The 24807-nt window shown below is 58.8% G+C and carries 27 protein-coding genes; 11 read left to right on the top strand and 16 right to left on the bottom strand.

From position 1 onward, the window contains the following. The first annotated feature begins 125 nt into the window (after nt 1–125). Nucleotides 126–1052: a hypothetical protein gene (locus tag ACLM45_RS07980; protein WP_415408695.1), complete on the top strand. Its 927-nt coding sequence runs from the start codon at nt 126–128 to the stop codon at nt 1050–1052. Here ACLM45_RS07980 and ACLM45_RS07975 read toward each other — a convergent pair. From ACLM45_RS07975 to ACLM45_RS07930, 10 genes are all read right to left on the bottom strand, one after another. Further along, nucleotides 1018–2139: a glycosyltransferase family 4 protein gene (locus ACLM45_RS07975; protein ID WP_415408694.1), complete on the bottom strand. Its 1122-nt coding sequence runs from the start codon at nt 2137–2139 to the stop codon at nt 1018–1020. The two genes, ACLM45_RS07980 and ACLM45_RS07975, sit on opposite strands and share 35 nt — an antisense overlap. Nucleotides 2140–2173: 34 nt before the next feature. Continuing rightward, nucleotides 2174–3208, bottom strand: coding sequence for an NAD-dependent epimerase (locus ACLM45_RS07970; protein WP_415408693.1), 1035 nt, complete (start codon nt 3206–3208; stop codon nt 2174–2176). Further along, nucleotides 3205–4638, bottom strand: a complete 1434-nt coding sequence (locus ACLM45_RS07965; protein WP_415408692.1) for a nucleotide sugar dehydrogenase — start codon at nt 4636–4638, stop codon at nt 3205–3207. The genes ACLM45_RS07970 and ACLM45_RS07965 overlap by 4 nt, the downstream gene beginning before the upstream one ends. A 75-nt stretch (nt 4639–4713) precedes the next feature. Next, complete coding sequence (gene hisS / locus ACLM45_RS07960; RefSeq protein WP_415408691.1) at nt 4714–5979, bottom strand: histidine--tRNA ligase; 1266 nt, start codon at nt 5977–5979, stop codon at nt 4714–4716. 110 nt (nt 5980–6089) lie between these two features. Then, complete coding sequence (locus ACLM45_RS07955) at nt 6090–6290, bottom strand: photosystem II reaction center protein J (protein ID WP_006042408.1); 201 nt, start codon at nt 6288–6290, stop codon at nt 6090–6092. A gap of 11 nt (nt 6291–6301) precedes the next feature. Next, nucleotides 6302–6421, bottom strand: a complete 120-nt coding sequence (locus tag ACLM45_RS07950; protein ID WP_006042407.1) for a photosystem II reaction center protein L — start codon at nt 6419–6421, stop codon at nt 6302–6304. Between the two features lie 19 nt (nt 6422–6440). Further along, nucleotides 6441–6578, bottom strand: a complete 138-nt coding sequence (gene psbF, locus ACLM45_RS07945) for a cytochrome b559 subunit beta (RefSeq protein WP_006042406.1) — start codon at nt 6576–6578, stop codon at nt 6441–6443. A 9-nt stretch (nt 6579–6587) separates the two neighbouring features. Next, on the bottom strand, nt 6588–6836 hold the full coding sequence (gene psbE, locus ACLM45_RS07940) for a cytochrome b559 subunit alpha (RefSeq protein ID WP_006042405.1): 249 nt from the start codon (nt 6834–6836) through the stop codon (nt 6588–6590). Between the two features lie 108 nt (nt 6837–6944). Next, nucleotides 6945–7955, bottom strand: coding sequence for a photosynthesis system II assembly factor Ycf48 (locus ACLM45_RS07935; RefSeq protein ID WP_006042404.1), 1011 nt, complete (start codon nt 7953–7955; stop codon nt 6945–6947). Between the two features lie 31 nt (nt 7956–7986). Next, nucleotides 7987–8403, bottom strand: coding sequence for a rubredoxin (locus ACLM45_RS07930; protein ID WP_415408690.1), 417 nt, complete (start codon nt 8401–8403; stop codon nt 7987–7989). 100 nt (nt 8404–8503) lie between these two features. Between ACLM45_RS07930 and ndhC the strand changes: the two genes are divergently transcribed. Genes ndhC through ACLM45_RS07915 form a run of 3 tightly spaced genes read left to right on the top strand, consistent with a single transcriptional unit; the run spans nt 8504 to nt 10189 of the window. Beyond that, nucleotides 8504–8866, top strand: coding sequence for a photosynthetic/respiratory NAD(P)H-quinone oxidoreductase subunit C (gene ndhC, locus ACLM45_RS07925; RefSeq protein ID WP_006042402.1), 363 nt, complete (start codon nt 8504–8506; stop codon nt 8864–8866). 31 nt (nt 8867–8897) lie between these two features. Further along, complete coding sequence (gene nuoB, locus ACLM45_RS07920) at nt 8898–9644, top strand: NADH-quinone oxidoreductase subunit NuoB (RefSeq protein ID WP_415411389.1); 747 nt, start codon at nt 8898–8900, stop codon at nt 9642–9644. Continuing rightward, nucleotides 9641–10189 (top strand): NAD(P)H-quinone oxidoreductase subunit J, encoded by a 549-nt coding sequence (locus tag ACLM45_RS07915; RefSeq protein WP_415408689.1) that lies wholly within the window; start codon nt 9641–9643, stop codon nt 10187–10189. Before nuoB ends, ACLM45_RS07915 begins: the two co-directional genes overlap by 4 nt. On the opposite strand, the gene yvcK is transcribed toward ACLM45_RS07915, so the two are convergent. After that, complete coding sequence (gene yvcK, locus ACLM45_RS07910) at nt 10183–11562, bottom strand: uridine diphosphate-N-acetylglucosamine-binding protein YvcK (protein ID WP_415411388.1); 1380 nt, start codon at nt 11560–11562, stop codon at nt 10183–10185. The genes ACLM45_RS07915 and yvcK overlap by 7 nt on opposite strands. A gap of 168 nt (nt 11563–11730) precedes the next feature. Here yvcK and ACLM45_RS07905 point away from each other — a divergent pair, with 168 nt between their 5' ends. Together ACLM45_RS07905 and ACLM45_RS07900 are read left to right on the top strand one after the other, a co-directional pair. Next, nucleotides 11731–12540, top strand: coding sequence for an ABC transporter ATP-binding protein (locus ACLM45_RS07905; RefSeq protein WP_006042397.1), 810 nt, complete (start codon nt 11731–11733; stop codon nt 12538–12540). Between the two features lie 3 nt (nt 12541–12543). Next, entirely contained in the window at nt 12544–13473 is a 930-nt protein-coding gene (locus ACLM45_RS07900) for an MlaD family protein (protein WP_415408688.1), read from the top strand. 10 nt (nt 13474–13483) lie between these two features. Here the strand turns inward: ACLM45_RS07900 and bchD are convergent, their stop codons facing one another. Further along, complete coding sequence (bchD, locus tag ACLM45_RS07895; RefSeq protein WP_415408687.1) at nt 13484–15622, bottom strand: magnesium chelatase ATPase subunit D; 2139 nt, start codon at nt 15620–15622, stop codon at nt 13484–13486. Between the two features lie 38 nt (nt 15623–15660). Here bchD and folK point away from each other — a divergent pair, with 38 nt between their 5' ends. From folK to ACLM45_RS07875, 4 genes are all read left to right on the top strand, one after another. Beyond that, a complete protein-coding gene (folK, locus tag ACLM45_RS07890; protein WP_415408686.1) occupies nt 15661–16131 on the top strand; it encodes a 2-amino-4-hydroxy-6-hydroxymethyldihydropteridine diphosphokinase in 471 nt (156 codons plus the stop codon). 81 nt (nt 16132–16212) lie between these two features. Then, the gene (locus ACLM45_RS07885) at nt 16213–18186 is read left to right on the top strand and encodes a rhamnan synthesis F family protein (protein WP_415408685.1); all 1974 of its coding nucleotides are present in this window, start codon (nt 16213–16215) and stop codon (nt 18184–18186) included. A gap of 638 nt (nt 18187–18824) precedes the next feature. Beyond that, on the top strand, nt 18825–19385 hold the full coding sequence (locus ACLM45_RS07880; protein ID WP_415408684.1) for an NUDIX hydrolase: 561 nt from the start codon (nt 18825–18827) through the stop codon (nt 19383–19385). Beyond that, nucleotides 19385–20863: an FAD-binding domain-containing protein gene (locus tag ACLM45_RS07875; protein ID WP_415408683.1), complete on the top strand. Its 1479-nt coding sequence runs from the start codon at nt 19385–19387 to the stop codon at nt 20861–20863. Before ACLM45_RS07880 ends, ACLM45_RS07875 begins: the two co-directional genes overlap by 1 nt. A 15-nt stretch (nt 20864–20878) precedes the next feature. On the opposite strand, the gene ACLM45_RS07870 is transcribed toward ACLM45_RS07875, so the two are convergent. Then, entirely contained in the window at nt 20879–22102 is a 1224-nt protein-coding gene (locus ACLM45_RS07870) for a DegT/DnrJ/EryC1/StrS family aminotransferase (protein WP_415408682.1), read from the bottom strand. A 10-nt stretch (nt 22103–22112) separates the two neighbouring features. After that, a complete protein-coding gene (locus tag ACLM45_RS07865; protein WP_415408681.1) occupies nt 22113–22730 on the bottom strand; it encodes a thioredoxin family protein in 618 nt (205 codons plus the stop codon). Between the two features lie 67 nt (nt 22731–22797). On the opposite strand from ACLM45_RS07865, the gene ACLM45_RS07860 reads away from it, so the two are divergent. Then, entirely contained in the window at nt 22798–23319 is a 522-nt protein-coding gene (locus ACLM45_RS07860; RefSeq protein ID WP_415408680.1) for a hypothetical protein, read from the top strand. An 18-nt stretch (nt 23320–23337) separates the two neighbouring features. Here the strand turns inward: ACLM45_RS07860 and ACLM45_RS07855 are convergent, their stop codons facing one another. Beyond that, nucleotides 23338–23766: a hypothetical protein gene (locus tag ACLM45_RS07855; protein WP_415408679.1), complete on the bottom strand. Its 429-nt coding sequence runs from the start codon at nt 23764–23766 to the stop codon at nt 23338–23340. 28 nt (nt 23767–23794) lie between these two features. After that, nucleotides 23795–24721 carry an FAD-binding domain-containing protein gene (locus ACLM45_RS07850; RefSeq protein ID WP_415408678.1) on the bottom strand — a complete coding sequence of 309 codons (927 nt, stop codon included), beginning with the start codon at nt 24719–24721 and terminating at the stop codon, nt 23795–23797. Nucleotides 24722–24807 lie beyond the last annotated feature (86 nt).

Here is a 24807-nt window from a genome sequence, read left to right as displayed (position 1 = left end):
TCACCTCAAGTGGAGCTAATCAGTTGTTGTTTCGATAGGGCATCGCTCTGAAATCTTGTGTTGACATCCGTCGCGAATGTCTTGATCAATCGCTCTTTAATTGTTTGCCTTTGTGAGGCCGCTGCATGGACTGTCGTCTCTCAGTGTTGGTTGTTTCAAGAACTCCGAGTTTGCTGAATCGCTTGCTGGCGTCATTTCCGATGGCCTGTTCTCTACCGCTGGCCGATGTTGAAATTCTCTGCTCCTGGAATGGTTCGATCGTCGATGAGGCCTTCATCCATGTGCCCGATGGATTGTTATTCCGTGTGGTGTCGAGGGCGCCCTATCACTTTGCTGCAAATGTGAATTCACTGGTCCGGTTGGCTCAGGCAGAGTCCCTGCTTCTGGTCAATGATGATGTCATCCTCGACCGTGGAAGTGTCGATTCTGCTTTGGCGGCCATGGCCTCTCAAGCTCAAGTGGCCCTGATCGGATCCCATCTGCGTGGTTTGGATGGACGTCTGACCCATGCTGGAATTCTCTTTGATTGTTTTGCCTCTCCCTTCCATTATTTGGAGTCGCTTGTCTCTGCGGATCACACGTTTGTACTCAGAGATGAGGCACGTGTTGTTGCTGCCTCCGGCGCCCTGATGTTGATCAGGCGATCGGCTCTGGTTCAGCTCAGGATGAATGAGGCCTACCGCGTCTGCGGTGAGGATGTTGAGTTCTGCCTTGATGTTTGTGAAATTCTCGGATCCAAAATTCTTTACTCGCCAGAGTTCAGTGGTGTTCACGAAGCGGAATCAACCCGCTCGTCCATGCCTGGGCAGGGTGCGAATTCCAGCGATCAGGTATTGCTCAAGGCTCGACGCAAACGCTTTGAACGCCGTGCTGGGTGCGAGGTGCTGATCGATGAGTGGAGGTTGCAGCGGGATGTGGCTTGTTTGTGTGTGCGAGAGGGGCATAAGTCGCTTCCCGGTGTTGCGTTGATGGCGGTGACTCTTCTTCGTTCCGGACTCTGGATCAGCTGGCGCGTCGTCAGTTCTGTGCTGTCCAGGTTTGCAAGGTGTTGAGCCAGTGGTGTCTGGCAAAAAGCGCTTGGTAGCGCCTGCGTGCCTCGAGGCCCAGGTCGTGGCGTTTCTCAGGGTTATGCATCAACAAGGCCAAGACATTGGCAAGCTCGTCGGGGGTTTGCGCCCATGGCAGACCCTCCAGCTGACAGACCCAACCCATGCCTGAGCGTCGCCGATCAAACGCGAGTGCTGGAATGCCGGCGGCCATTGCCTCCAGCTGCACGATGCCGAAGGCCTCGTTGCTGCGATCTGAAGGAAGCACCAACACATCAGCTGCGGCGATCTGCTGCAGCTTGGCGGCTTCATCCAGTTGTCCCAGGAATGTCACCGGAGCGTCATGACCCATCAGGGAATGGCTCAGGGTCTCGAAGGCATCGCGATGGGGGCCGTCACCCACGATGTGGAGCTCCCACCCCTGACTCAATTCGGCCAGCGCGTTCAGTAACCAGTCCAGACGTTTGTAACTGGCGAGGCGTCCGATGAACAGCACGCGCATCGGTCGCCCAGGCTCGACAGGGCGGGCCGGGATGGCGAGGAGCTGTTGTTCCTGTGCATTGCTGAGACAGCAGGGCAGCACCTGCACCCGCTCGGAGACACAGCCCTGGTGAATGAGCGCCTCCTCCAGCACCGGTGAGGTGGTAACAACTCCATTCAGGAGAGGCAGAAGCCGCAAGGCCAGCCACTGATACAAAAGGAACAGGCGACCACTGAATCCTGGAGACTGTTCGAGAAAGGAGTGCCAATGGGCGGTGACCCGTCGCCGCGGCCTCAACAACTTGGCGGCAACAAGCAGAAGCAGCACACCAGGAGATGGAAGGTGGCCATGGAGGTGTTTGCTACTGAGCAGAAGCCTTCCCAGGATCCGTGTCGGCCAAGGCAGTTGCAGTCGCGCCACGGGCGGGCTGCAGGGCAGCACCTGTCGCGGATAGCTCACTGGGCAGGAATCGATGGCGTGGCTGGCCTGCCGTTGAGGATCAAAGCTGTAAACGCGGCCGCCCCAGACGCTGGCGAGCTCGTGGGCGACCCGCTCAACGCCGCCAAATCCGGGGGGCCATTCCCGCAGCAGCTGCAGGATTGTCTGGCTCACCGGAGGGCCCTCCTTTTGCATGAATTGGAGTTCTTCAGACCGCGTAGTACTGCCTATACCACCGGGCAAAACACTCCACACCGGTTTCAATCGGGGTGTATGGCTTGAAGCCCACCCAGGCCTCCAGGGCTGTGGTGTCGGCTGCGGTGGCGACGACGTCTCCGGGTTGCATTGGTTGGAAGTCTTTGATGGCGGTTGTCCCCAGCGCTTGCTCCATCACCTCGATGAACCGCATCAGAGGAGTGGGTTCGTTGTTGCCGATGTTGAACACTCGGTGAGGAGCCGCCGCGGTGGCCGGATCCGGGGCCAGTGGATCAAAGTCGGGATTGGCTGAGGCAGGCTTGTCGCAACAGCGCAGTACACCTTCCACGATGTCGTCGATGTAGGTGAAGTCGCGCTGCATCTTGCCGTGGTTGAACACCCGGATCGGTTTGCCGGCAAGAATGGCTTTGGCAAACAACATCGGTGCCATGTCCGGTCGGCCCCAGGGGCCGTAGACCGTGAAAAAGCGCAGACCGGTCGCCGGCAACTGATAAAGATGGCTGTAGGTGTGCGCCATCAGCTCATTGGCTTTTTTGCTGGCGGCGTAGAGGCTCACTGGATGGTTCACGGGCTGTTGCTCGTGAAACGGCAGATTGCGGTTGCCGCCATACACCGAGCTGCTCGAGGCATACACCAGATGCTCGGTGCCATGGTGCCGGCAGCCCTCGAGGATGTGGCCGAAGCCCACAAGATTGCTCTGGATGTAGGCGGCTGGATTCTCCAGGGAGTAGCGCACCCCCGCCTGCGCTGCCAGGTTCACCACCACGCGCGGACGCTCACCCGCGAAGAGCTCCATCAGGGCTGTTCCGTCGTCCAGGGCAAGCCGTTCGAAGCGCCAGGCTCCTTGAGGCGCCATGGCTTCAATGGTCTGCAGGCGCGCCTGCTTCAGCGAGGGGTCGTAGTAACTGTTGAGGTTGTCGATGCCGATCACGCGGTCGCCGCGCTTCAACAAGCGCTGCACGAGGGCAGCACCGATGAATCCGGCCGCACCGGTGACGAGGATCGGACGGGACTGATCGCCGCTCATGCCTCTCCCTCGCCTACGCGCCAGAGGCTTAATCCGGCATTTTCAACCTCGGTCGGAGAGACCACCGAGCGTGCATCGAACACCCAGGCGGGCTGGCGCATGAGCTTCGACAGCGCGCTCCAGTTCAACTGCCGGTAGTCCCGCCATTCGGTGAGGATCAGGACAGCATCAGCACCAGTGACCGCTTTTTCCACGCTGGCACTGGGCCACCAGGTGCCTTCACCGCTGAGGGAGGCGCGGGTCGGGCCCGCGGATCCATCGGGAGCCTCGCTGGCCTGGAGCTGCAGATCCCGGGCGATCTGCTCGGAATCCACTTTGGGGTCGTGAATGGCCAGCTGGGCCCCTTCCACGAGGAGGTCTTTGGCGATCCGGATCGCGGGTGCCTCACGGGTGTCGTTGGTGTCGGCCTTGAAGGCGAATCCCAGGATCGCCAGCCGTTTCCCCGTCACCGTGCCGAACAGCTTCTGCACCACCAAGCGGGCGATGCGGTGTTGCTGCCAGGTGTTCAGGATGACCACCTGTTCCCAATAATCTGCTACCTCCGGCAAGCCGAAATGGCGGCAGAGGTAAACCAGATTGAGAATATCTTTCTGGAAGCAGCTGCCGCCGAAGCCGGGGCCCGATTGCAGAAACTTGGGGCCGATGCGGCTGTCGGTGCCGATGGCCCTCGCTACTTCACGCACGTCGGCACCAGTGCTCTCGCAGAGAGCGGCTACGGAATTGATCGAACTGATGCGCTGGGCCAGAAAGGCATTGGCGGTGAGCTTGGAGAGTTCGCTGCTCCAGAGGTTGGTCCGCAGAATCTTGCTGTCATCTACCCAGTGCGCATAGACCGAGGCGAGCGCTTCAATGGCATCCTCTGTGTTGCCGCCGATCAACACTCGGTCCGGTGACTCCAGATCGCGGATCGCGGTTCCCTCGGCCAGAAATTCCGGGTTGGAGAGGACCGCAAACGATCGATCACCCTGGGAGGTATCTGCCGACGCCAGAATGGTCTGCACCGTTTCCGCGGTGCGCACCGGCAGGGTGCTTTTTTCCACAACGATGGTGTGGCCCTGGGCCGATTGAGCCACCTGACGAGCGCAGGCCTCCACCCAGCGCAGGTCACTGGCTTGGCCTGCCCCCAACCCCTTGGTCTTGGTGGGAGTGTTCACGGAGATGAACACCATGTCGGCGTCGGCGATGGCGTCGGCAACCCCTGTGGAGAAGTGCAGGTTGCGCCCCCTGGCCCGCTTCACCACGGCATCGAGGCCGGGCTCGTACACCGGCAGCTTGCTGAGATCTCGGTCGTTCCAGGCATCAATGCGGGCCTGATTGATGTCAACCACCGTGACTTGAATCTGTGGGCAACGATCGGCGATCACCGCCATCGTTGGCCCTCCTACATAGCCGGCACCGATGCAGCAGATGCGTTGAATTGGTGATCCCATCGCTGCGTTAGCTGGCCCATTGTTCGGGCAACGTTACCGCCAGTGGCTTCCTGGCTTCACTTTCGCCCTTGATACTCAATGGCATGCGAGGGTTTCCAAGAGCGCCGGGAGATCCACAGCGGGATCATTCCAGGGCAATGTGTGTTCCTCACCATCTCCTTGCAAGCGTTTGATCCTCACAATCCCCTGATCGACTTCGCCGTCGCCCAGCACCAGTGCTGATGGGGCCTTGCAGCGATCAGCCCGCTTGAACTGTTTGCCGAACGCGGCTCCTGAACCATCAAGTTCCACGGCGAGTCCGGCGTTGCGCAGGTCGCGGGCCAGGCCGAGGGCTACACCCTCGGCCTGGTCTCCACGATTCACCAGATACACATCCGGTGCTGCGTCCGACGCGTTGCCGAGCATCAACAGCAGACGCTCCATGCCGAGAGCCCAGCCCACAGCTGGAGTGGCCGGGCCCCCCAGTTGCTGAACGAGTCCGTCGTAGCGACCGCCACCGCAGACAGTGGCCTGGGCGCCGAGCTGGTCGCTAGTGATCTCAAACGCTGTGTGCCCGTAGTAATCCAGCCCGCGTACCAGGCGGGTGTTGTGCGTGAAGGGAATGGAGAGTTGGGTGAGCAGCGCCTGCACGTGTTCAAAACGTGAGGCACTTTCGGCGCTGAGGGCTGCTTGCAGCGTTGGAGCGTCGTTAAGAAGGGCCTGGGTGGATTGGTTTTTGCTGTCGAGAATGCGCAGCGGGTTCGTGCTGAGACGTTTCTGTGAATCGGCATCAAGCTGATCGCTGCGCTCCTCCAGCCAGGTCACCAGGGTTTTTCGGTAGGCCTGGCGGTCTTCCGATGTGCCCAGGGTGTTGATTTCTAGCTTCACGTGTTCCAAGCCCAGATCAGCAAGCAGATCCCATGCCAGGGCAATGACCTCCACGTCGCTGCGGGCACTGCTGACACCGAGGCATTCCACACCGATCTGATGAAATTGCCGCTGTCGACCAGCCTGAGGGCGTTCATAGCGGAACATCGGGCCTGAATACCAGAGCTTCTGAACTCCCTGACTCAGCAAGCCATGTTGGACGGCGGCGCGGACAACCGATGCCGTGCCTTCCGGTCGCAAGGTGCAGGATCGTTCACCACGATCGAGAAAGCTGTACATCTCCTTCCCAACGACATCCGTTGCCTCACCGATGCCGCGGGCAAATAATTCGGTGACTTCGAGCAAGGGAGTGCGAATTTCCTCCAGGCCTGCACGACGGAAGTGTTCGCGCGCAACGGCTTCCACGTTTTGCCAGCGCCGCGTTTGCTCGGGCAACAGGTCCACCATGCCCCGCAGGCTCTGCAGTTGGCTCATCGGCTCTCAACTTGTCGAGAGGCAGTCTGACTGCCGCCCAAACTCTCATCAAAAAACCCGCCCATCCCAGAGGGTGGCGGGTTTGAACAAATGCAAGAGGCTGCAGTGATTCAGGCTGAACCAACGCCTGTGTAGGAGCCATAGAAGAACAGACCCACCACAAACAGCACAGCCATGCCACCGGCAGTGGCCACGAGCCAGAGGGGAAGGGTTCCTTCAGTCCAGCGGGAACGCCAGGCGACGGCGGGGCGACCATCAGGTAGACGGTCAGGAATTCTTCCGTCAGGAAGATTGGATTTCTTGCCACTCATGAATCAGAACCTCAGTTGAAGAAGTAACTGGAGAAAAGAATGCCTGTGGTGAAGACCACAAGAAGGCCCAGATAAAGACTGGTGCGGTTCAACTCGACGGGCAAGTTGTTGGGATTGGGGTTGCGCTCCATGGTTCAAAGAGTTGAAAGATCAGCGGCGAACGAACTGCATGGCTGCCAGGGCGCCAAGAAAAAACACTGTGGGAACGCCCAAAGTGTGAACAGCTAGCCAGCGCACCGTGAAGATTGGGTAATTGCGTGGCGTGGAGGTGGCGGGAGATTGCGTCATGGTTCTGGTTTATTTCAGGCGCTGGTCAAGGTCGGACTTGCCTTCGTAGCGCTGGCTCACCACTGGAGCTTTGCTTTCGCTGGCCTGGAAATAGGCATCAGGGCGAGGTGTTCCAAAGGCGTCGTAGGCCAGGCCGGTGGACACAAACAGGAAACCCGCCAAGAAAATGGAGGGCAGTGTGATGGCATGGATCACCCAGTAGCGGATGCTGGTGATGATCTCGAAAAACGGGCGTTCCCCGGTGGAGCCGGCGGCCATGACTTCGGGCGTATCAGCTTGGTGATCCTAGGGGTAGGGCTCCGGCCATTGCGGCTAGAGCCTGCCCATGGTTACGAAGCGTTGTCCGTTCGCGGCTGATCTCTGCGCTCAGCTCACTGCCGTCCAATGCAGCATCAAGCCACGTTCTCCGAGAAGAAACGCGTGGTCTTGGCCTTCGCTGTCGTCAAAGACGAACCGATTGAAATTGGTCGGTGCCTGCCGGCTTTCGGGATCGCGCTCCCAGCTGTCACCTCCGTCCCGGCTCACCAGCAGGGTGCCGTTGCCGCCACCTGCCCAGATGGCACCATCCTTGGACCAGGCCATGTCCATATAGCCGTAGCCGTTGGTGATGGGAATGATCGGCTTGTTCCAGCTCTCAGGGTCTTCAGCATTGTCATTGAGTCGAATCTGAGCGCCACGGGCCACCATCCATAGGTTTCCATCTGGCTGATAGCCAATGCTCTGCAGCCTCTGGCTGCTCACGCGCTGATGTACCTGCCATACCTCTTGTCCCGGAATCCAAGTGGCGTAGAAATTGCCCAGGCTGCTCACACTCACGTAGCCGCCATCGGCACTGCGGCGCAGGTCGCGCACTGCACCGGCGGCATCACTCACCTCCGCTTCCCAGCTGCCGCCGCCGTCACGGGTGCGATACACAGCACCAACGTTGGTGGCCAGCTCAGCACTGTCGGCTCCCAGTGCGGTGATGAGATAGGGCTCGCCAGGCAGCTTGGTGTCGAGGAACAAGCGGGTCCAGTTTTGGCCGCCATCAGTGGTGTGCATCAGCAGGCCAGGCTGGCCTGCGATCCAGCCATCGTCGCCTTCAAAAGCGATGCTGAGCAGGCGGAAGTTCTCCTCATCGGGGAGGTCAAGGCTGCGCTCGTTCCAGCTGGACCCTCCGTCGTTGGTTTCAAGGATCAGGCGGTTGCTGCCCACCAGAAAGCCGTGATCCGCACTGGTAAAGGCCACATCCAGAGGATTGGCGTCGGTGTTGAGGTCCACCACCTGCCAAGGACTGCTCGTGGCCACGGGAACACGGGTGGTGACGCAGCCTCCGAGGCCGAAGCCGATGCAGGCCACCAGCACGAGCTGGATCAGGGGTTTGAGCAGAGAAGACATGCGAGGCACAGAAAACAACGGATCGACGCGCTCAGCGCAGGGAGTAAAGCGAAAGGAAAAAGGCAAATCCGAGGAGCAGGCCGCCAAAGATCAGAACATTTTTCTGTCCTGGGGTCAGTCGATTGACGCCCAGGCCGTAATTCAGGTTTTCCTCGAAGCCACTGGCCTTAGAGCGGGGGCCGATGTCTCGGAAGGCGCCGACCCTGCTGCGGCAAACGGGGCAACGGAAATTTGCCACGTCCAGATCTTCGAAGGCGGTACCACTCGGAATCGCCAGCTTCTTCACCCCTTCATCGGGGTCGTACACATAGCCACAACTGCGGCATTCGAAGCGGTGGGTGCGCGGATCGCTTGCTTCGGCAAGGGTTTGTTCAGTAGGAGCCTGCGGGGCCTCGGCTTCAGAGTCCGCAGCTGCAACGTTGTCTGAGGCCTGTGATTCGTCGCTCACCGTCGCTCATCCGGGCTCGATCACTCTATCGGCGTGATCACAGCCAACGTCAGATGCTGCCTGCAAATGCCAGACTGACTGCCAGATCGGAGCCTATTAAATGTTTGTGCTTCCGGGATACGACGCCTTTCTCGGCTTTCTGCTGATCGCAGCAGCCGTACCGGTGCTGGCGTTGGTGACCAACAAACTGCTGGCTCCCCGCAGTCAGGCCGGAGAGCGACAGCTCACCTACGAGTCGGGTATGGAGCCGATCGGTGGTGCCTGGATTCAGTTCAACATTCGCTATTACATGTTTGCGCTGGTCTTCGTGATTTTCGATGTGGAGACCGTCTTTCTGTATCCCTGGGCTGTGGCTTTCCATCGCCTGGGCTTGCTGGCGTTCATCGAAGCGTTGATTTTCATTGCCATCCTTGTGGTGGCTCTCGCCTACGCCTGGCGCAAGGGCGCCTTGGAGTGGAGCTGACCCCATGACCTCTTCCACTGATCGTTCCGCCATGGCCGGAGACACCCCTTCCATTCAGGCTCTGCGCGATCTGCGCGAGGCCAGTTGCGGTCCAGTTGCAGGAGCTGCTGACGGTGCCCCCACGGTGACCCAGGACCTGAGTGAGAACGTGATTCTCACCAGCCTTGATGATCTCCACAACTGGGCCCGCTTGAGCAGCCTTTGGCCGCTTCTTTACGGCACGGCTTGCTGCTTCATTGAATTTGCGGCGCTGCTCGGGTCACGTTTCGATTTCGACCGTTTCGGGCTTGTGCCCCGCAGTTCACCGCGTCAGGCCGACCTGCTGATCGTGGCCGGCACGGTGACGATGAAGATGGCTCCGGCCCTGGTGAGGCTTTATGAGCAGATGCCTGAGCCCAAGTACGTGATTGCCATGGGCGCCTGCACCATCACCGGTGGAATGTTCAGTGCCGACTCCACAACGGCGGTGCGCGGTGTCGACAAACTCATCCCCGTTGATCTCTATATGCCGGGTTGCCCCCCCCGCCCGGAGGCCATCTTTGATGCGGTGATCAAATTGAGAAAGAAGGTGGCCAACGAATCCGTCGCCGATCGTCGTCAGCTCAAGCAGACCCACCGTTATTGCTCCGTTGCCCACGCGATGACTCCAGTGGAGCCCATCGTCACGGGTGCCTATCTCCGTGCTGAAACCCAAGTGGCTGCTCTCCAACCCGGTGCAGGCCTGCCGATGCCTGCCTTGGAAACCGCTGACGCTGTTCAAACTTCTGAGCCCTCATGAGTACCACCCCTGACAAGCAAGCGAATGATGACGCTCCAGTCGCCCTGGCCCCTGCGCCTGGCCTGGTGAGCCAATGGCTGAGCCAGCAGGGCTTCGACCATGAAGTTCTTGAGCCCGATCATGTGGGTGTCGAGCAGATTGCTGTGGAAGCTCTGTTCTTGCCAGTGATCGCTGCGGCACTCAAGAGCCATGGATTCGATTACCTGCAATGCCAGGGCGGCTACGACGAAGGCCCCGGAGAGCGGCTGGTGTGCTTCTACCACCTGTTGGCGATGGCGGAAGTCACGGAAGGTGGCGCCCACCAGGTGCGCGAGGTGCGTTTGAAAGTGTTCCTGTCCCGTGAAGGGCAGCCCAGTGTTCCTAGTCTTTATGGGCTGTTCCGAGGTGCCGACTGGCAGGAGCGGGAAACCTTCGACATGTTCGGCATTCAGTTCGAAGGTCACCCTCATCCAAAACGCCTGCTCATGCCGGAAGACTGGACAGGATGGCCTTTGCGCAAGGACTATGTGCAGCCTGATTTCTACGAAATGCAGGACGCCTATTGATCAGCTGCTTGCTGAGCTGCTGATCCCTGAAGATCTTTCTTGTGTTTGCGATAGAAACGCATCACTGCCAGTGCCAGCGAACGGGGGTCGTGACGCAAGGTGGCTGTAGGCCTGCTTCCCTGTAATGGTGCCTCCATCACTTCGTACCCTTCGGAGATCAATTGCCGCCTGTTACAAAAAACGGGGTCAGCGCCTCTGGATCGATAGTGAGCGATCAAGGGAGAATCCGCGATCGCTTCCTGGGCCAGTACCGCATCGAACAGTCGCTGGTTGATGCCAAGAGAGGCCAGCTGCGCTTCGATCGCTCGTAGGTGACCGCTCACATCGAGCCCATCGGTTTCTCCGGGCTGGGTCATCAGATTGCAGATGTAAAGCCTTGGGGCACGGCTGCGTTGAATCGCTGTCACCAGCTCGGGCACCAGCAGATTCGGAAGCAGTGAGGTGTACAAGCTCCCTGGTCCGAGCAGGATCAGATCCGCTTGGGCAATGGCCTCAAGGGCTCTCGGGAGAGCTGGTGGTCGTTCAGGTAAACAGCCCAGACGCACGATCGGATTCGGCGCTTTGCCAATCGCGGATTCGCCCTCAATGCGCCGCCCATCCTCAAGTTCCGCCCACAGCCGTACGTCGGCATTGGTGGCCGGTACCACCTGGCCTTGCACGGCCAGCACGCGGCTCGAGGCGGTGATGGCTGTCTCGAGATTGCCGGTAATCGCTGTCAGCGCAGAGAGAAAGAGGTTGCCGAAGCTGTGGCCTTCCAGTCCTGTTCCCGAGGAGAAGCGGTATTGAAACAGGCGCGTCAGCAGGGGCTCCTCCGTGGATAGAGCGGCAAGACAGTTGCGGATGTCTCCAGGCGGTTGCACCCCCAGTTCGCGGCGCAGCACGCCGCTGCTGCCTCCGTCGTCGGCCACCGTGACGATGGCTGTGATGTGGCTGCTGTAGCGCTTCAAACCGCTGAGCAGGGTGGACAAGCCGGTGCCACCACCGATGGCCACGATGTTTGGCCCCCGGTTCAACCGGCTCTTCGCGCGCAAGGCGTCGACAAGAACAGTGTCTTTTTCGGGAGCGAGAGCCTGCTGGATCGAACCGAAGCTGCGGCTCTGACCCCAGAGAAGCAGTCCGATCCCAGCAAGCAGCATGAGAGGACCCGTGATTCCCCGGGGCAGGACCCTGGTGATCCAGCCGAGCACTTCCTGAATGGCCCAGAGGGTCCAGTAGATCGGTTGCAGATCGGCCCATACGGCAGCACCGATGAGGGCCAGTACAAGCCCGATCCCTGAGGTGAGCAGCCAGCGTTTCACGACCAGTCCAGGCTGCAGCCAGCGCATCGCGCGGCGAGAGCGCAGCATCAGGTCGCGCTGCCGCTCAGCCTGCATGGCTCGGATGCGTTGACGGTTTCCGCGGCGTGAAGGACTGGTCAAATGCGATCCGTAGCGAGGGGTTCGCATCCCTTGCGATCCCCAAACTGTACGGAAGCTGGCCCCAATGGCCATCCCTTCGTGTCGGACGCGGCAGGATGGTGGCTCATGCAATGCGGCCCTGACATGAGTCGGCCGAGCACCACCCCAGCAACAACGCCGACGCCCGTGGTGGAGTTGCGAGATCTCACCATGCAATGGGGCCCCAGGCCCGTGCTCGATCGTGTGTCGCTCACCATGAAGCCTGGCGAGCGGATTGCCGTTGTCGGTCCCTCCGGTGCCGGTAAATCCACGGTGTTGCGTCTCCTTGCTGGACTGCAGCTGCCAACGGGCGGTGAACTGAGCCTCTTCGGTGAACCGCAGACCTACCTGCGCCTCGATCAGCGTCGGCCTCCTGATGTGCGACTGGTGTTTCAGAACCCAGCCCTGCTGGCCTCCCTCACGGTCGAGGAAAATGTCGGTTTTTTGCTCACACGCCTGGGCCGTCTCAAGCAAGCTCAGATTCGAGAGCGGGTGCAGCAATGCCTTGAAGCCGTCGGCCTTCATGAAGTGGCCGACAAGTACCCAGGTCAGTTGAGCGGGGGCATGCAAAAAAGAGTGAGCTTTGCCCGGGCCCTGATCGATGATCCAGATCGGGAGGAAGGAGCCATGCCTCTGCTCCTTTACGACGAGCCCACCGCTGGTTTGGATCCAGTTGCTTCCACGCGGATTGAAGATCTGATTGTGAAAACCACCACGGTGGCTCGGGGCTGTTCTGTCGTTGTGAGCCACGTTCACAGCACGATCGAGCGCTCCGCTGAACGGATCGTGATGCTGTACGGCGGGCGCTTCCAGTGGGATGGAACTGTTGAGGAGTACCGCAATTCAGATAATCCCTACGTTGTGCAGTTCAGGACAGGTAATCTGCGCGGGCCGATGCAACCCTCCGACCACTAATCCATGCGCCGTAGTGTCCGCGAAGCCCTCGTCGGTTTTTCGATTGTTGGAGCGATCGCCGGATTTGCCGGCACCATGCTTTGGTTAAGGGGAGTGCGCCTGGGCTCTGAAACCTGGACGGTCCAAGCTGATTTCCAGAATGCAGGTGGTCTGGCTGACCGCTCTCCCGTTACGTTCAGGGGAATCACCGTGGGAACGGTGCGAGCGATTGAAGTCACTCCTCAGTCGGTAAGGGCCACGCTCGAAATCAACCAGGACTCCCTCAAACTTCCCCTGCCGGTTACGGCCATCGTGTCGGAGGCATCGTTGCTTGGTGGTGACGCCCAGGTTGAACTGAAAACCAAGGGCACCACGCTGCTCAAAGATGCACCTTCCCCCAAATCGCGCGGGTGCAAAAACAATGGAGTTTTATGCGACGGTGACACGATTCGCGGCCAGTCGGGAGCCACCCTCACGTCGGTCACCACCAGTTTAGAGAAGCTGCTCGATCAAGCCCAGAAATCCAATCTGATCCCTGAACTGGTGAAATCCACGAAGCAGTTCGGGACGACCAGCCAGGACGCTTCCAAATTCCTCGACACCGCCGATGAGGCGGCCCAGAACGTGGATGCACTTGTGCAGCAACTTCGTGATGAGGTTGCCCGTGCTCAGCCCACGATCGACAACCTCAACCGGGCCACAGCCGAAGCTGCTTCAGCAGCGGCCAGCATCAATAACCTCGCCAAGGCGTTTGATAACCCTGAAATGGTCAGTGAGCTCAAGCAGACCGTGACCAACGCCAAGCAGCTCACGGCCCGTATTGATGCCGTAGGTGGAGACATTGAACAGCTCACAAAGGATCCTCAGTTCATGCAAGGCCTCCGCAGCGTGATGATCGGCCTCGGCGCCTTCTTCGATGAGGTATATCCAGCCAGGACGGGTACCTCGAACTAACGGATCAGGGTCAGGTCACGGCATTGATGGCCTCCATGGCCACCGCTGCAATCGCCTGATCACTGGCTTTCGGCAGTTGGACGTATTTACCCCCAGCCGCTTCCGCCAGATCCTTGCCCATGCCGCTGCCGATGAATTTGCGCTCGGTGTCGATCACCAGCAGCTTGAGACCGAGCATTCGGTAACGGCTGGCCACATCGAGCACCTCCTGCTTGAGATCAGGCTTCTCGTCACCTTCAAGCTCCGGCTGGCCCAGAGAGGTGCTGAGGGGAACGTTGCCGCGCCCGTCAGTGATCGCCACCACCACCACCTGCCCGAGATCGCCCGTGGCCAGGGCATTGGCGCCGACGCGGGCCGCCTGGGTGAGGCCGTGGGCTAGCGGTGAACCACCGCCGCAGGGCATCGATTCCAGGCGCCGGCGGGCGGCTGTGATCGAGCGGGTGGGCGGCAGTAGCACTTCGGCTTGATCGCCGCGAAAGGGAATCAGGGCCACTTCATCGCGGTTTTCATAGGCTTCCGTGAGCAGACGGATCACGGCACCTTTGGCGCTCTGCATCCGGTTCAGAGCCATGGATCCGCTGGCATCTACCAGGAAGATCACCAAGGCTCCTGCTTGTCGCTGCAGCAGCTTGGCGCGCAGATCTGCCTCTTCCACAATCACGGTGCGATCCGGTTGGCGTGCCCGGCGTGCTTTTTGGTAGGGAGCAGCCGCTCGAAGCGTGGCATCGACGGCGATGCGCCGGACGGGACCGCGGGGGAGCATCGGTTTCACATAACGGCCACGGCTGTCACTAAGCACCACCGAACGGCTGCCACTGTTGCCGCTCTTGCTCTTGGCAGCATTGAACAGCAGCAGGTCGGGATCGATCGCAACCGCCTCGGGATCCAGCATGAACTCTTCCGGCACTGATGGAGGTGCCTCGTCCTGCTCCGAGTCCTCGTCGTCGTCGTTGTTGTCGCTGTCGTCGTCGTCGCTGCTGTCTTCTGGCGGATCGTTTTCGTCCTCGCCGGACCCCTCGGGTGGGGGAGGCGTGTCGTCGTTGGTCTGTTCACCGGAGTCTGGTGGCGGCGGGGTTTGATCGTCTGGTTGCTCGGGCGGTGGCGGTGGCTCCATCTGCTGATCCGGTGGTGGCAGCTGGGAGGCGCGTGGCGCAATCACCAGGGCCACCGCCACCTGCAGGTCGTCGGCTTCGACCTGATCGCGGCCACTGAGGGCCGCATGGGCCTTGGCCACGCGCACGGCATACAGCTCGGAGCGATGCCCTTCGACCCCACCGCGGATGGCTTCGGTGACCAGGTATTCGACCTGCTCGCGGCTGATCTGCACATCCGGGAGCCATTGCCGAGCCAGCAGCAGCTGGGTCGCCAGAGCGTCTGTTTCCTCTTTCCAACGCTCCGCGAAGCTGCGGCTGCACTGGCCATGACTGAGTACCGCGTTGGTGATTTCAACTCGCTGCTCGGTGCTCACCAACTGGTTGGCGGAGAGGGCGATTGCAAATCGGTCTAGTAGGTGATCACGAACGTTTCCTTCCTCTGGGTTGTACGTGGCAATCAACAGAGGCCGGCAGGGGTGGCGGAGGCTCAGGCCTTCGCGTTCCACCTGGTTCTCGCCGGCTCCCACTGCGGCCAAGAGGAGATTGACGATGCCGTCATCCAAAAGGTTCAGTTCGTCCACATACATCACTCCCCTGTGGGCCTCGGCCAGAAGGCCAGGTTGAAACACAGGGCTGCCAGAGCTGAGAGAGGCGGTCACGTCCACGGCACCCACGAGGCGATCCTCAGTGATGCCGAGAGGAACTTGAACGAACGGCGCCGGAATCACCCGTGAGGGTGGCTCAGTGCTCAGCTGCTCCCGGGTTGCTGCGTCCCATTCCTCCGCACGGCTGGGATCGAGGTTGCGCCCCGGGCCTGAGGCCAGTCCTGCTGCTTCTGGATCCAGCACGTCGATCGGAGGCAGGAGCGCATGCAGTCCCCGCGCCAGCACTGACTTGCCGGTGCCACGCCCCCCAGCGATGATCACGCCGCCAAGTCCTGGGTCCACGGCTGCCAGGAGCAAGGCGAGTTTGAGGGTGCCATGACCGGTGATGGCAGCCAGGGGAAAGGCGCGGCTGGCCTGATCGTCCTTCACTGCCACACTGCTTGCCACCATGAATGAGTTCAGCCCGTTCGTGAACTCCAGTCTCGCTGATGCCTGACATCGATCACGCACTTGTTGCTGTTGCACTTGGGGCCAATCGACCCAGTGCAGTGGGTTCGCCTCGAGAAACATTGGTGGCCGTTCAGCCGCTGTTAGAGGCTGAGCTTCGGCACTGGGGGAATCACGATTTGAGTTTTCGCTGGTCTGCCCTGCATGACACTGATCCTTTTGGCGGACCGCCTGGTCAGTCCCGTTACTGCAATGCGGTTCTTTTAGTGAAGGGACTCAACATGCCACCCACTGAAACGGCAGCTCTTGACCTCTTAGATCGCCTTCATCGTCTTGAGAATCTCTTTGGCAGGGATAGATCCAGCGAGGAACGTTGGGGCCCTCGCTCTTTGGATCTAGATTTTTTGTTTTGGGGTGAAATGAGGCTGAATCATGCTCGTCTTGTGTTGCCTCACCCTCGGCTTCACTTGCGTGCATTTGTTCTGGCACCCCTGCTGCAGGTTTTTCAATGAAGATCATTGCAAAATCGCTTATTTTCTCACTGAGTTAATGTAATGTCTAATTTTTTAACGTGCTCAATAATGTAAGTAAGCATGAATGATCTTGCTCTTCTTGAACAAGCCTATTTAAGTTTCAAGCGCCATGACTTTGAATCGGCATTGAGGCATTACCGGTCCTTGGCTGAGGCTGGGCGCTGCAATCAGAAAACATTGGATTTTTTCATCCGTTTATGTGAGGAACAATTAAATCAAGTTGATCATGTGCGTGGAAGCCCTCCTCTCCAGGTTGTTTCGTCAGGAAGTGAGTATCGATTGAAAGAGGTTGAGCGTATAAGGGCAAGTGCAATTTTTGATGAACGTTTCTACTCGAATTTGTATGGGCATAAGATCTCGTCGGGGATGTCCGCTCTCGAAGATTTTTGCTCTCGTGGCTGGAGAGCTCGTCGTGATCCGAATCCATTTTTTTCAGTCGCTCGCTATTTGCAGAAGGAAGAAAGTGTTGATCCATCGGGTAATCTTGTTAATCCATTGATCAATTACCTCGATAGTCAGTATGATTTAAAAAAGGCAAAGCATGCTGGTATTTTTGATTATTTTGAATATATCAATCACCCTCTGACAAGCCTTTGTTTTCCTTGCAAGACTGATGATCCAGAGAGTCTTGAGCATCCTTTAAAGATTCTCGTCGTCATTCATGCTTACTATCCGGAGAGTTTGGCAACAATTTTTCCTTCTTTGAGGCATATGCCTTGCCACTTTGATCTTGTTGTCACTGTTTGCTCTTGCGGTGATAAGGAAGTGGTAAAGGAGTGTCTGGAAAAAGTTGATTTGCCGATTGATGTGCTTGATATTAAGGTTTTGGCCAATCTTGGTCGGGATCTATTGCCTTTTGTGCAGGTCATCAAGGGCTTAAGGCTTCAAAATAAAGCATATGATTTTGTTCTTAAATTACATACTAAGCGATCTGTTGCGTCCGGTAAAGGTAAAGAGTTTGGCGGAAGGTGGCTTGAAGGTAGTTTGTCTAATTTGTTGGGCTCGCCTGAGAACGTTAAATATATTTTATTGGAATTACTGCAGACGACTAACTGCGCTCTGGTGTCACCATTGATATCGCTTGACGTATTTCGATTTTGTAAATGGAAGAGTAATCTTGCGCCGATATCTCATCTTTTAGATCGCTTTGGTGTTAGAGAAAGTCCTGAAGATTTTATTTGTTTCCCGGCTGGCTCTATGTTTTGGGTTGATTTTAAAGCGGCTGTTTTGATTGCATCGTGTTTTGAAGAGTCACGAGTGCCTCCTGAGCCTTTGCCGAGTAATGGTAGTTATTTGCACGCTTTCGAAAGGCTTGTTCCTTATATCCTTGAGTCCACTCAGAAAAGAATGCAATCCCATTGCAATCTTGACCTAGATCAACTAAGTCCGATCAACTTTAGTTCTTTGATTGCCTTTGAAAAGTTCGAAGAATGGATGACTAGTTCCATTCACCGGTTGGTTCAGTTGATGGCGACAGGTGGTTTCACTCGGAAGTTGCGTTTTACTGCGTATAAAAATTCATCTATCTCTTGTGTCGTGGTTGGTGGCGATCTTGAAAAAATCATGGCGACACTGATTTCGCTCTACTTTTCGAGATCGCTCATCGATTGTCGCATTGTGGTTTACTCCTCCTCGCTTACGTCTTGGGAAATTGAGGATTTAACACATTTATTCCCTGGAATATCTTGTCAAAAAGAGATTTCAAGTGCTGATCCAGGAGAATGTTTTCTGGGCTTTTTGTCTCAATTGATGTCCGGTGGGGCTATGATTCTTCTGGCCGGTAAAATTGTCAATCCTGTTCAGTTCGGCCACATGCTTGCGCGCTTTTTTGAGGATAAGAGCCGGCTTTGTTCACTTCAATCCGATGATCGGAAGCGTGCAAATAGTGGATTTCCTATTCTGTTAGGCCGCTCCAGATTGTTCATAGAGCTATTGCAAAAGTTTAGCCTCGAAGGGGCTCAAGATTCCGACTTGATCAGTCTCTTGCGTCAATGCTCTTATCATGCTCAACAAGTGCGATCTGATGTATTTTGAAGTCGATTGTCCTACGAGCATGCCGTTGCATGAAGGTCTGTCTCTAACGAGCAATGTGGCCTTGGATGGCAGTGCCTCCATAAGGAGCGGGGCTGGTTCATTTCACGATCCCAGTCATTACTCTCAATACAAGGAATGCATGAATCTGGGCAGGCCGATCAGTGCAGATTGGCAGCTAAAGTTGATCAAAGTTTTCATGATGAGTAGCCATCATCGTTCACGGGTATCAGTGCCTCTGAGAATTTCTTGAGTCATTCCAGCGCTATTTGCAGTCGCTCGATCAGTTGGAACAGCTCAGACTCTTTCGTCTGGTTCTCGGTCTTGATGTTGCTTTTCATGCTCTTGGTGAAGAGCTCCAGTTGCACGATCCAACAGCTGCTTCTTCCCCTGAGTTGCTTGAAGTGCGTGGTCAGCGGCAATCTCTTGGATCATTGTGCGTCCGCGGAATGATGGAATTTGTGTAGAACTACGGTCTACTCGAATCCTTGGCTTGCTTTTGCTTTTGCTTTTGCTTTTGATCATCCAGCCACCTTTTAAGGCAAAACAACTGGTCTGAAATGATTTTCATGGATGTTGCGCCATAGGTAATCACTCGGTTGTCTCACCCGCCATGCTGGTATCCCTTCTTCCCTAACTCCATGGCACCGCTGCCAGCCCCCGAGCCCTTCGAGATGCTGGAAACCATCGAGGTAATGCAGGCGCGCAAGATCCGGTTCGAGCGCAATCGCATCAAGCTGCCCATGGGCGTGGAGGGCACGTTTGGGCTGATCCGGCATCCGGGCGCATCCCTGGCGGTGCCGATCACCGATGCGGGCCGGGTCGTGCTCCTGCGTCAATATCGATTCGCCGTTCAGGCCCGCCTGCTGGAATTTCCCGCCGGCACCCTCGAGGATGGCGAGGATCCCCTGGGGTCGATGCAGCGCGAACTTGGAGAGGAAGCCGGCTACAGCGCTGCTCGCTGGGATTGTCTGGGTCCAATGTTGCCCTGCCCGGGCTATTCCGATGAGGTCATTCACTGTTTCCTGGCCCGGCAGCTCACCCCATTGCTGAACCCGCCGGCAGGGGATGCGGATGAGGATTTGGAGGTGTTGGAGATGACCCCGGCTGAGCTCGACGCGGCCCTGGCCTCCGGTGAGGAATGGCTCGATGGCAAGAGTGTTACAGCCTGGTTCCGTGCCAAACAACTTCTGGATCTGTGATGGCGTCTCCACGCACCCTTTTCTGGCACCGGCGTGATCTGCGACTGGCTGACAATACTGGCCTTCAGGCTGCTGTTGCTCTCGGTCCTGCCGTGACCGGGGTTTATGTCCTCGACCCGGCCATCATCACGCCACCTCCGCAGTTGCCGCCTATGGCCCCGGCACGGCTGTGGTTTTTGGTGGAGAGCCTGATCGAACTCCAGGAGCGCTGGCGCGAGGCGGGAAGTCGCCTGCTGGTGTTGCAGGGTGATCCGCTCACGTTGCTTCCCCAGCTGGCTGCGCTTCTAGACAGTTCCACCGTGGTGTGGAGCCGGGATGTGGAGCCTTACGCCCGCGAACGTGACCGCGGAGTGGCGAAGGCTCTGCAGGCCGATGGACGCCAAGTGCTTGTGGATTGGGATCAGCTGTTAGTGGCTCCGGAGCTGCTGAAAACCGGCAATGGCGATCCCTATCGCGTCTATGGCCCCTTCCTGCGCAACTGGCGTGGGCAGGTGGAACGCCTGCGTCCCAGCACTGTGGCTGCACCCATAGACCTCCAGGATCTGACAGCGGAGCAGCAGCAGGCGATCCGCTCCACGGAGACGGCGCTTGGTCGCCTGTGGGCGGATGGGCAGCAGGCTTTGCAGCGTCTGCAAACGGAGCATGGATTCGCCGGTATGGATCTCTGTCCTTGCCGTCCAGGTGAAGCGGCCGCTGTCGATCAGCTGGCCGTCTTCGCGGATGGTCCTCTGCTGGGTTACGAGCCCGATCGCAATTTCCCTGGCAACGCTGGCACCTCTGGTCTGAGTGCTGCACTCAGTGTGGGCACGCTGAGTCCGAGGCAGGCCTGGTGCGCGGCTCAGGCTGCTAAGGAGCTGGCCCGTAGTGATGAACAGCGTCAAGCCATCGCCGTGTGGGAACAGGAGCTCGCCTGGCGTGAGTTCTACCAGCAGGCCCTGTTCCATTTCCCCGAGCTGGCCGATGGTCCTTACAGGGAACAGTGGCGCCGATTCCCCTGGGAGAACAACGAGGACTGGTTCGACTTCTGGAAGGACGGCCAGACTGGGATGCCGATCATTGACGCGGCCATGCGCCAGCTCCAGCAGAGCGGCTGGATGCACAACCGCTGTCGCATGATCGTGGCCTCATTCCTGGTGAAGGACCTGATCTGTGACTGGCGCTGGGGTGAGCGGGCCTTCATGGAGCTGGAAGTGGATGGCGATCTGGCCGCCAATAACGGCGGCTGGCAGTGGAGTGCCAGCAGTGGCATGGATCCCAAGCCCCTGCGCATCTTCAATCCCGCCACCCAAGCGTCCAAATTCGATGCCGATGGGGACTACATCCGCCGCTGGGTTCCAGAGCTGCGGCATGTGTCCACAAAAGATTTGCTCAGTGGTGAGATCGGTGCTCTGGAGCGCAGGGGTTACCCGGAACCACTGGTGAATCACAAGATTCAGCAGGCCAAATTCAAAGTGCTCTACGCCACCATCAAAGCCTGAAGCATCAGGCAGAGATCAGGCTGCAACGCCGCAGGACTGGCCTGCATTGAAGCCGCGTTGATTCAGCAAGCTTTTGAGCACGGTGATCACCCGGTCTTGTTGTTCCAGACTGAGTTCGGGGAAAATCGGTAGGCTGAGCACCTCACTGCAGAGTTGTTCCGTGACCGGTAAAGACCCAGGAGCCAGATTCAGATCGCCGTAAGCAGGTTGGCGATGAATGGGGATCGGGTAGTAGATGATCGTGTTCACGCCCTGTTGCTGAAGACTTTGCTTTAGCCAGTCGCGGCAGCGGCTGTCTGGCAGTCCATGCTCACTGCGCACCTCCGGGCAGCTGCCGCCGCAGAGTTCCTTCCCGCTTGCGCAGGGATGTACGCGGATCACGAATTGATTCCAGCCATGGCCGCCATGGGCGTCTGGTTCCGGAAGCTGTAAACCAGGAAGATTATCGAGGGCTTCGCAGTAGCGGGCTGCAATGGCACCACGGCGCTCCACCCAGCGACTGAGATGGGGCAGCTTCACGTTGAGCACAGCTGCCTGGAGGGCATCGAGCCTGCTGTTGTAACCGAGCTCGGTATGCAAGTAGCGTCGCGGCATGCCGTGCACGGCCAGTTCGCGCATCCGCTGAGCCAGCTCAGGGCTTTGGCAACACACAGCACCGCCATCGCCTGCTGCACCGAGGTTCTTGGTGGGGAAGAAACTGAAGCAACCCACATCCCCCCAGCTGCCAACGCCCCGTCCGTCCCAATGGGCACCGGTGGCCTGAGCGCAGTCTTCAATCACCCGCAAGCCATGGCGTTCGGCGATGGCCATCAGTCGCGTCATGTCCACGGGCCTGCCGAACAGATGCACCGGGAGCAGCACGCGGGTTCTGGGGGTGATCGCCGCTTCGATGCGGCTTAGGTCGATCAGATAGGTCGACGGGTCCACGTCCACGAAGACCGGCGTAGCACCCACGGCACTGATCGCTTCCGCTGTAGCAAAAAAACTGAAGGATGCGGTGATGACTTCATCGCCGCTGCCGATACCCAGGCCGCGCAAGGCCAGGACAAGGGCATCCGTACCGCTGTTGCAGCCCACGGCATGGGCTGACCCGACAGCCTCTGCGAAGGAGCGCTCGAACGCCTGGATCTCGGAACCGCCGATGTACTGACCGCTGTGCAGCACCCGAAGCGCTGCGTCATCGAGTTCCTGCCCGAGATCCGCGAGCTGTTGGCTGAGACTGAAGGGTGGCACCTGCATGGGGGGCACCTTAAGCCGGGCTCCCGAACCACGGCGGTTCTTGTCCGGGATGCCATTTGATGTTGCAGCCCATCGAGGGGTTTTGTTGGCTCCGCAACGGCTGCCCAGCAAGGACGGCATCCATGGCCTGCCTTAGATCACGACCATCAAGTTCTGCCGGGTTCCCCGGCCGACTGCCATCCAGCTGCCCTCGGTAGCGCAAAGTCTGCGTTCCGCTTGAACCCGGTGCGAACAGATAAAACTCCGGCGTACACGCGCCGCGGAGGGCTATCGCCAGGCTCTGCTGCTCATCGAAGAGATAAGGAAACGACCAGCCCATGCGTTCGGCTTGCCGGCGAAGGCCCTCAGGTCCGTCCTGGGGATGGGTGATCACGCTGTTGCTCGAAACGGCGAGCAGCGAAATGCTCTGGCCATAGTCGTGTTCCAGGCGGCTCAGTTCCGGTTCCACGTGCTTCACAAACGGGCAGTGAGAACAGATCAGCATCACCAGAACTGGACGAACAGGCAGATCGTCGCGTCCAAGGGTTCCGCCAGGGGATTGTTGCGCCAGCTCGCCGCACACCACCGGCAGATGGAATTCAGGGAGTGGATGCCCTAAGGGAAGCATCGTGGATGGCGTGAGCACCATGCGACCAACCAGGAACCTGCACTGTCGTTGATCTTGGTTCAGAATCCTGCTCTGCGGTGGAGAAGCGTTGGTGCGCTGGGTTCAGACTGCTTTTGCAGGCCTTGCAGTCATGGGTTGCACACTGGCGGGCTGTGCTTCATCACCTGAGGCGTCCTGGGCGGTGTTCCCCCTGCAGCGACGGGTACCCCATGACGGACTGGCTGTGGTCAGTCAGCCCGATGGATTCGGTCTTCACTTGTTCTTGGAAACGGATACCCGTGATCCGGCGGTCTGCAAACCTCGCTGGTTTGTGGATGCTGCACGCCTTTTCAACGGAAACGGAACAGCACCCTTCAGTGCCGGTCTGGCTCCGCGTTCGGAGTTTTTTGAGGCTGTTCAACGGGATTCGGTTTTGACGGCCCTTCAAGACGAGTTGAAGGCTTTATGTGCAGATCGGGCGCCGAAGGCCCGCTGGCAGTGGGTTCAACCGCCGACCAAGGCCTCGGAGGTCGTGCCTGTTGCTCTTCCTGCACTGGAGCAGGAAGACTTGCTCACCGATCCCGCTGAGGAGCTCAAGCGTGAAGAGGCGTTGTTGAACCCGAGCCAATGAAGCCGAGTGACCTCGGCGCTAGAACCCTTCCCAGACCACCGGTTCTGCTTCACGCCAGTAACGGCTGAAGCGGCCTAGGCGCGGTGGCCGCGGCAGGTTCACGAAGGGCTCCGGTTCAAGTCGTTCCAAGGGGTATTGGCTCTCAACCCGTGCTGCGATTCCCGCCAGACGCGGATCCACTGGCACGCTGGTGACGACTCCATCGGCCTGATGCCGCTGGGCAAAACTGATCACCTCGGCCGCCACATCTCCTTTGCGCAGGGTCACGGCACACTCGAGGGCGCTCTCGTAGAGAAAGCCAAGGCGTTTGCGGCTGATGCCGGCGTTCTCGATCCACTGCGTGTCGAATACGAACAGTGCAGGGGCGTCAGGCCATGCGAGCCGGGCAGGGTTGTGGGGGCCAAGGGCTTCTTCGTGGATCCAGAGGATCGGGTGTTGGAACGGCATGGGGTGTGGGGGTTTCGGAATCGGAGGCTCAGCGCTTCGGTCTGGCGAAGGCGGCGCTGGCACTGCCTCGGGTGTTTCCGTTTCTGCGCCGGCTGGGCACATCCCGGATCGCCGGCTGGGGCGCGAACAGCTGCGACTCCAGCTGGTCGTAACTTCCCTCAAACGGGCAGGTGTCTGCGCTCGGGCAGATCTTGCAATACCTCCCGTCGCTGTAGCGCTCCAGGTTGCCGCGGTTGAAGACGTACGGCTTGTGACTGAAGCTGCTGGCAACCCATTGCCAGCTGAGGTGGTTGCTGGCGGGATCGCCGTCAAGCAGGTGCTCCAGAAACCAGTCGGCTCCTGCTTTCCAATGCACCCTGCGCCAGTGCACCAGATACGCCGCCATCCACATCCGTGCGTGGTTGTGGAGCCAGCCACTGCTCACCAGCTCCTCGCTGAATCCATCCATACAGGCCAGCCCCGTGCGGCCTTCACGCACGTCGTCGGGAAGCTCCCGGCTGTAACTGGAGGGATCGTGGCCGGTCTTCAGCTCCTCTTGGCTCTCATGGATGCCATCGCCGAGATCGCTCCACATCCGCTGCCAGAAATCACGCCAGCCCAGTTCATTGATCAGCTTGCTGCCGTCGTCTCTGCCCTGGCCGCGATCCCGCAATTGGGCAAAGACCGCTTCCCTGATCTCCGCCAAGGAGAGAACGCCGTGTCGGATCCAGGGGGATAAGCGTGTGACGGCCCCCTTGAGATGGTTGCGGCTGCGGCCGTAACGCTTCGCCTCCATCCGCTGAAGCTGGCTTTCAGCAGCTTGTCGGCCGCCTTGAATGCCACTGAGTGGCCCTTGGGCGGAGGGGAATTCGTTGGCAAGCCGTCGATCGAGTGCGTCGCGATCCGGTAGGTCTCGAGGCAGATCCCCTGGCTGTTCAGGCCAGGACAGGGGTGTGATGGGGGGTAAGGGCAGCACCACGGGATCACAGGAACGCCGCCATCCTGTCGATCGCAGGAGATAACTGCGACTGGCTTCTCAGGGCAGGGGTGCGGGATAGGAGA

Source organism: Synechococcus sp. A10-1-5-9, from assembly GCF_047716785.1.
Classification (GTDB): Bacteria; Cyanobacteriota; Cyanobacteriia; order PCC-6307; family Cyanobiaceae; genus Synechococcus_C.
The sequence above is the reverse complement of the archived record's forward strand: the minus strand, read 5'-3'. Positions and strand labels throughout refer to the sequence as shown.